We start from the raw sequence: 7,598 nt of genomic DNA, 5'->3' as shown, positions 1-7,598 counted from the left end.
CGGGTAGCAGCCTTTGCGCGGCGAGCTCATAGAGCTTTTTGTAGCTCATTTTTTTATCCGGTTTTCTGTAGTGCACGTAGCCGTCCTCGACTATTAAGCTTAGCTCGCCTATCGCGTCAAATTCGTAGTTTATGACGCGGTTGAATTTGCCTCCGTATGGATCCGTACCGCGCCACTGCTTTTGCGCGAGCTTGCCGCCTTCGTAAGCGAAATTCTCTATCCAGTAGCCTTCGCTCGCAAAAGCCGAGTAGATGGATTTTAGCGCGCCATCCTCATAGACAAATCTTTTTACGTTCACGCATTTTTTATCGTAATAATCAAATCGGTAGCTTAAAATTTCATCCTGCCGCCAAAAATAAAACTCTTCGTAGAAATATTTTTCGCTCACATACTGCCTCTTAAAAACGACGCGATCTTGCGCGTCAAAGCCGTATTCGTAGGCGTTTGCGATCTTTTTGGGCGCTTCTTTTAAAACCCTACCTTTTGAGAAACGGTTGAACTCAAAATAAAACGGCTCTAAATTAATATACTCGTCCGATGCCCAGCGTCTGCTTACGGCCTGCGCTTCGGCCCTCTTTTTTAGGGCTTCGTAGTCATCTTTTGCGCTTTTAAAAAGCTCTCGCAATTTTTCTATCTCATCCATTTGCTTATTCATTTTTATCTCCCGTGCAGTTTCAAATTTTAAATTTTGCCCTTATGCGCCTATCGGTTAGGGATTTACCGCTATGAAATCTTTCCTCAGATCGCTAAGATCGCAATCGGTAGCCGTGATCGTAAAATCATCCGTCATATCGAGCGCAAATTCGCCAAGACCTGCTTTGAGCTGCTTCACGCACTCCCAAATGAGCTTTTTAGCCTGCGCATATTTATCATTTAGCTGCGTTTCTTGATTGAAAAGATCAAAAATTTTCGCCGTTTCGTAGTCTGCTTCGACCTCGGCTCGAAACTCGTAATCAGGAACGAGCCAAAGAAGCCAGCCATCTTTTCGCGCAAGCCACTGCGCGCGCTGTTCTTGCGAGCCGAATCCGATGATTGGCGGCAAACTCCTATTGTCGCAAGCTAAATTTATGCAGTAGAGTTTACGGGCGGGCGCGTGCTTTTTGATCGTCTCTTTAATCGCGGGCAGCAGCCTTTGCGCGGCGAGCTCATAAAGCTTTTTGTAGCTCATATTCTTATCGGGCTTTTGATAGCGCACATAACCATTTTCGGTTATTAAGCTTAGCTCGCCCATTGCGTCAAATTCATAGTTTGTTACGTCATTCCTTCTGCCTGCGCGAGGGTGCTCTACATACTCCCGTCTTTGTGCGAGCTTGCCGCCTTCGTAAGTAAAATTTTCTATCCCATAGGCGTTGTTGTCAAAGGCCGAGTAGATGGACTTTAGCACGCCATCCTCATAGACAAATCTTTTTATATTGAAGCATCCTACGCATCTTTTATTGTAGCAACCGAAATGATATTTTAAAACTTCGTCCTGCCCCCAAAAATAAAGGCTTTCAAAGAAATGTTTTTTGCCGTCATGTTGTCTTTCAAAAACGACGCGATCTTGCGCGTCAAAGCCGTATTCGTAGGCGTTTACGATCTTTTTCGGTTTAGTTTTTAAAATTTTGCCCTTAAAGAAGCGGTTATATTCGAAATAAAACGGCTCTAAATTGATATAGCTACCAGACGCCCAGCGCCTACTTACGACCTGCGCTTCGGCTATTTTATTTAAGGCTTTGTATTCATCTCTCGCGCTTTTTAAAAACGTTCGCAGTCTTTCTATCTCATCCATTGCTTCGTTCATTTTATCTCCTGTGCAGCTTGTAAATTTTAAATTTAGCCGCGTCTGCGGGCTAAATTTCAGTCGCTTGCAAGCTCATTTTTTTAAAAATTTTAAAATTTCGCTCGGCACGAGGTGCGAAACATCGCCGCCGTGGCTTAAAACGGAGCGGACGATCGAGCTTGAGATGAAGGCGTTTTTGAGCGTCGGCATCAAATACACGCTCTCAAATTCCTCCCATAACGAGGCGTTTGCGTAGCCGATCTGTAGCTCGTACTCAAAGTCGCTAACCGCGCGAAGCCCGCGGATAACGAAGCGCACGCCGCAAGATTTAGCAAAATCCACGAGTAGATTATCAAAGCTTTGCACGCTCACGCCACGAAGCCCGCGTGTCGCGGCTCGCGCCATCTCTAGTCTGGATTTTAGGCTGAAGTAGGGCTTTTTGCTCTCGTTTAGCGCGACTGCGACGATGACTTCATCAAAAAGCCCTAGCGCACGCTTGATGACGTCCAGATGGCCGTTCGTGATAGGATCGAAAGTGCCCGGATAGATACATTTTCTTGAGTTTTGCATTATTGCCACCTTTTAAATAGCTCGTTTTGCACGCCCAGCGCGTCGCACCACTTGCCGATTATGAAATTTTTTAAATTTTGCACGCCGCAGTAGCCTGCGATCACGGGCGGAGCGATGATGACGCCGAGCGCGGCTAGCTCGCTCATTTGTCGCAGGCTGATCGCAGAAAGCGGCATCTCACGCACGCCAAGAACTAGCCGCTTTTGCTCTTTTAGCGCGACTGCGGCGGCGCGCGTGCTTAGGCTGTCGCAAAGCCCGCCGTAAATTTTAGCCAAAGAGCCGATAGAGCAGGGCGCAAAGATCACTGCATCAATGCCAAAGGAGCCTGAAGCAGGCGGCGCGGCCAGATCGGTATCGGGATAAAATTTTATGCTCCTAAATTCCGCGGATTTTAAAGCCTCGTTCGCATCTATGCCGCTTTCGGCGCTCAGGACGCGGCGCGCCCCCTGCGTAATTACGGCATGGATTTCATGCGGCGAGCTGGCAAGAAATTTAAGCAGATCAAGCCCGATCTCGCAAAAACTCGCGCCGCTTACGCAAACTAAAATTTTCATTTCAAGGCTTTCATATCGAAATTTTGCGGTTTAAAAGCGAGCGAAACGGAAGGAATTTTAAAATTTGAAGTTAAGATGGAGCGGGAAACGAGAGTCGAACTCGCGACATCAACCATGGCAAGGTTGCGCTCTACCACTGAGCTATTCCCGCATGCGGTAAAAATAAAGCGCGATTGTAGCCTATAAATTTTCATTTGTCAATAATTTCTCGCTTAAATTTCATAAATTTTTACGATTTCTCCAGCGCGAACTTTGTCGCATTCGGGATCAGCCAAGAAAAAATGCGATGCCGCAGCCAGCGGTCTGATGCGCCCAGAAGGCGACGGCATAGGCGTAAAAACTCCGCCTTCGTATGCGCCTACGGTTAAATTTACTCTGCCACTTTTTAGTTTCAGATCGCTTGCGAGCTTGGCATAGATCGCCGCTTCTGCGCTAAAAGCCTCACTTGCGCCGCTAAGCTTAAATAAGATCGGTAGTATGACTGCGCGCGTAAGCACGAAAGCAGCCATCGGATTGCCTGCCATTGCAAAGACGAATTTGCCGTCTTTTGCGAAGCACTTGCTGGGGCGGCCGGGCTTGATATCAATGTGATCGAAAACCTGCAAAAATCCAAGTTCGCTCATAGCGCTTTGCATAAAATCCGCCTCCCCAGCACTTGCTCCACCGCTGGTAATTAGCACGTCAAATTTACGCGTAGCAGTATCTAGCGCCTCGCAAACCGCGCTAAAATCATCCTTTAAAATCCCTAAATACTTGTTTTCAAAGCCGTATTTTTGCAGCAATGCAGCAATGCCGCTAGAGTTGGCATTATAAATTTCGCGCTCACTTGCGCTCTGCCACGGCTCTTTTAGCTCGTTTCCACTGGAAAATAAGGCGATTTTAGGACGCGCGTAAACATCCACTTCGTAAATTCCTTGCGCGGCAAGAAGCATGATTTTAGCAGGGTTTAAAATTTCGCCACGGCGCAATAAAAGCTCGCCCACGCGCACCTCCTCGCCTTTTTTACGAAAGCCGTCGTGGGCATGAACGGAAGCAGGGATTTTTAGAGTTCCGTCTTGCGCGTCTACATCCTCTAGCCTCGCGACAGAGTCCGCGCCTGCAGGCATTGGCGCGCCGGTCATTATCTTTTGCGCCTGTCCGGCCTTGATTTCGTAGAATTTTTCGTCTCCTGCAAAAATCGTAGGCTCTACGATATCTAGCTTTTCGTCTTTGAAGTCCGCCGCATAGGCATAGCCGTCAAGCGCCGAATTATCGAAGCATGGTAGGTTTTTAATCGCAGAAATATCGCTAGAAAGAATGCGACCTAGGGCGCTGGGAAGAGGCACCTTTTTGCTCTGCCTGCTTGATGTGATTCTAGCCGTAGCCAAATCTATAGCCTCATTTATTCCTATCATTTTAAGTCCTTTTTATCATTTTTTACATTTTAAATTCGCGCAGTTAAGACCTCACATAGTCTTAAATTCTATGTTTTGCCAAAGCTTGCAAAGCAAAATTTACCCAAATAAATGCGCGAAATTTTACGGGCTCAAACTTGCCTTATTTTAATGCGAGCGTTGCTTAAAATTTCAAAGCATATCACTCGTAAAATTCCGCTTTGCCTTAGGAATTCCGCTCGCATGTGCTTAAAGAATTCCACCACGGCTAGTTCATTAAATTTTACCAAAGTTCGCCACTTAAATTCTTAAGGAACTCATCCTTGAAATTCTACCAGCATTTCCTTCAAAAGTCCGCCGCATTTAGCTTTAGCGATTTAATGCATTGCTGCTGATAGAATTTACGTGGCTCTTACGTAGCGTGGCATTTCAAAACGCGTTTTGCGTAAAATCCCGCATCGCTTGCTTGCACAAGTTTTTTATTCCGAAGTCTTCATTCCTCAAGCCTCTGTATGTCCGCGCCAAGCGCACCAAGCTTAGCTTCCAGCCTCTCATATCCACGATCTAGATGGTAAATTCTATGTATTTTGCTCTCGCCGCGCGCCGCAAGGGCGGCTAAAACGAGAGCCGAACTAGCGCGCAGATCGGTCGCCATAACGTCCGCGCCGTTTAGCTTGCCGCCGCTGATCGTCGCGATGTGCCCGTTTAAACGGATATCCGCGCCCATTCTTGAGAGTTCGCTAACGTGCATAAAGCGGTTTTCAAAAAGCCTCTCGTCGATGGTGCTGACGCCCGTGGCTACACACGCCAGCGCCATAAACTGCGCCTGCATATCGGTAGGAAAGCCCGGATATTCGCTCGTGATGATCTCTACGGGTTTGATCTTTGAAGCAGGCAGGATCGTGATCTCGTCGCCGCCGTTTGAAATTTCAAATTTAAAACCCATATCCTCAAATTTTGCAAGCACGGCGCCAAGATGAGCCGCGCAAGCGTGCGTGATCGTGATGCGGGAGCCCGTGATCGCGCCCGCGCACAGATAGGTGCCCGCCTCGATGCGATCGGGAATAATCGAAATTTCATCCAAGCCTAAAAGCTCGCCGCCGCTTCCTTTGATGAGGATTTCGTTCGTGCCGATGCCCTCTATGTCGATGCCTGCGCTTTTTAATGCGTTGCAAACGGCGATCACTTCGGGCTCTTTTGCCGCATTTATGATATGCGTGGTGCCGCTTGCTAAGGCAGCCGCCATTACGATATTTTCGGTGCCGGTGACGGTAATTTTGTCAAAATTTATAGTCGCGCCCTTAAGCCCCTTTTTTGCGGTGCAAACGACGTAACCCTGCTCGATCTTAACCTCCGCGCCCATCTTTTCAAGCGCGCTAAGGTGCAGATCGATCGGTCTTGCGCCGATTGCACAGCCCCCCGGAAGGCTTACCTCGCAGTGTCTAAACCGCGCTAAAAGCGGCCCTAGCACCAAGATCGAAGCGCGCATTTTACGCACTATGTCGTAGATCGCCTTAGTCGAGTTTATCTCGCGCGGATCGATTTTGGCGGTATTGGCGTCAAGGAACTCGCACTTTGCGCCTAAATTTGAAAGCAGCTGAATTAGCGTGTGGATATCGGAAACTGCGGGTAAATTTTTAATTACGACTTCTTTTTTTGAAAGGATAGATAGAGCTATGAGCGGCAATGCGGCGTTTTTTGCGCCGCTTATTTTGACGCTGCCGCTTAGTTTTTTGCCCCCGTTAATTCGTAGATAATGCATGATTTCTCCATGTAAAATTTCGGCGATTATACAGAATTTAGCTTTAAAGTTACCATTTTGTTACCACTGAGCGCTAAAATTACGCCCAAATTTAATCGTTACATAATTTTATAAGGATTTTATATGAAACAACTAATTATTTGCGCTTTGGGTGCGTTTTTACTGGTCGGTTGCTCCTCAAAAGTCCCGTCTGCCGGCAGCCAGCAAGCGTATGTCTTAAACGATCATGAAGAAGGAATAACTTCGGTGCCGGGAAGCGAGTTTAACCGCCCGCTAATCGCATCTGTAGACGATTACACCGGCACTCGCGCGGGAGGGGACTGCAGCGGATTTATCACCGTGCTAAATGATAAATACGATGATCTATTTTTTAACTCAAAAGATCTGCCAAAATACTTCACAAACGGACGCAAATCCCAAGCAATATATAATTATTACAGCCGTAGAAATTTACTCAGCAATACGCCGCGAGTGGGGGATTTGGTGTTTTTCCAAAACACCTTGCGCTCTAACAAAGGCAAGGTCAATAACGAGATCAGCCATATCGGCATCGTGCGCGAGATCTATGCTGATGGTCGCGTGAAATTCGTCCACAATACTCGTGGTAGAAATCAAGCGGACTTCGTAAATTTAAATAAGAAAAACGTCCATGTAGCGGGGCAAAAGATGGAAAATAGCTATATCGTGCGCTGCGGCAAAGACCGCATAAGCTGCCTAGCATCGAACCGCTTCGCAGGATACGGACGGGTGAATAACTAGAATTTTGAAAATTCTTTCGCCGTATTTTTTGAAAAATTTCTTATAACTTTTGGAATTTATTAGGTTTTATGAAATTTCGTTAGACCTTTTAAAAATTCGCGGCGGTTTGATTTATGCTCTAAAATTCCAAATAAAATTTTGCAGATAATTTCGCTTGGGATTTTAGCTGTAACCTAGCTTTGTAGAATTTATTAAATTCCTAAAATTCTAATCAAATTTTAAAATTTTTATGGCTTTTAAACTCCTGCAGCAAAAACTTATGAATAAAAATTCACTTTGATGCTGTTATGGCAAATCAAATTAGCATTTTTAACGCGTAATTATATATAACAAGCATTTAATAAAATATTACTCTAAAAATTTATTTTGAAATTAATTTAAACTCAAATTTTTATTATTCTTGGTGAAATTATACTTATAATTATACATAAAATTCTACGAAATAGCTTCATATAACTAAAATTTTATTGTTTTTAAATAACGGCATGTTTTTTTTAATTGATATCAGATAAACTTTATAAATTACGTAAAACTTTCAAAAAAGATTTACGATCTAAATTTTATTAAGGAAATTTTAGTTTAAAGTTTTATATCTAACATTTTAAATTTTAACGCAGCTATTTTGATAAGGCGCTTGCAATTAAAACTATTCGCCAAAATTTTGATGCTAGCTTATCTATAATTTATCTCGAGCCTATAAAATTACATGACGCCTTTAATTTAATCAAAATTTTGCTACTATGCGTGAAAAATTTAAGGAGTTTCATGCAATCAGGCAAATTTACTCTCGCGATCATTGTGGCGAATGTCCTATTTTT

Annotated in this window: 7 protein-coding genes and 1 tRNA gene; 1 reads left to right on the top strand and 7 read right to left on the bottom strand. The window is 44.7% G+C overall.

The window, feature by feature from the left end:
- From Q0257_RS02845 to murA, 7 genes are all read right to left on the bottom strand, one after another.
- Positions 1 to 655, bottom strand: a 655-nt coding sequence (locus tag Q0257_RS02845; protein ID WP_298021298.1) for a hypothetical protein, incomplete at its 3' end; no start/stop codon positions are given.
- A 54-nt stretch (positions 656 to 709) separates the two neighbouring features.
- Positions 710 to 1,783, bottom strand: a complete 1,074-nt coding sequence (locus Q0257_RS02840) for a hypothetical protein (protein WP_298021295.1) — start codon at positions 1,781 to 1,783, stop codon at positions 710 to 712.
- Between the two features lie 72 nt (positions 1,784 to 1,855).
- The gene (coaD, locus tag Q0257_RS02835) at positions 1,856 to 2,332 is read right to left on the bottom strand and encodes a pantetheine-phosphate adenylyltransferase (protein ID WP_177387474.1); all 477 of its coding nucleotides are present in this window, start codon (positions 2,330 to 2,332) and stop codon (positions 1,856 to 1,858) included.
- Complete coding sequence (locus Q0257_RS02830; protein ID WP_298021292.1) at positions 2,332 to 2,886, bottom strand: UbiX family flavin prenyltransferase; 555 nt, start codon at positions 2,884 to 2,886, stop codon at positions 2,332 to 2,334. The genes coaD and Q0257_RS02830 overlap by 1 nt, the downstream gene beginning before the upstream one ends.
- A 76-nt stretch (positions 2,887 to 2,962) precedes the next feature.
- Positions 2,963 to 3,037: transfer RNA gene (locus Q0257_RS02825), tRNA-Gly, on the bottom strand.
- 61 nt (positions 3,038 to 3,098) lie between these two features.
- Positions 3,099 to 4,280, bottom strand: a complete 1,182-nt coding sequence (locus tag Q0257_RS02820) for a molybdopterin molybdotransferase MoeA (protein WP_298021290.1) — start codon at positions 4,278 to 4,280, stop codon at positions 3,099 to 3,101.
- 472 nt (positions 4,281 to 4,752) lie between these two features.
- Entirely contained in the window at positions 4,753 to 6,021 is a 1,269-nt protein-coding gene (gene murA / locus Q0257_RS02815) for a UDP-N-acetylglucosamine 1-carboxyvinyltransferase (RefSeq protein WP_298021287.1), read from the bottom strand.
- Positions 6,022 to 6,144: 123 nt separating this feature from the next.
- Here murA and Q0257_RS02810 point away from each other — a divergent pair, with 123 nt between their 5' ends.
- Positions 6,145 to 6,780 carry an NlpC/P60 family protein gene (locus Q0257_RS02810; protein ID WP_298021284.1) on the top strand — a complete coding sequence of 212 codons (636 nt, stop codon included), beginning with the start codon at positions 6,145 to 6,147 and terminating at the stop codon, positions 6,778 to 6,780.
- Positions 6,781 to 7,598: the final 818 nt, after the last annotated feature.

The sequence above is a fragment of the uncultured Campylobacter sp. genome (genome assembly GCF_938018035.1).
Lineage (GTDB): Bacteria > Campylobacterota > Campylobacteria > Campylobacterales > Campylobacteraceae > Campylobacter_B.
Note: the sequence above shows the minus strand (reverse complement) of the source record. Positions and strands in the feature narration are given on the sequence as shown.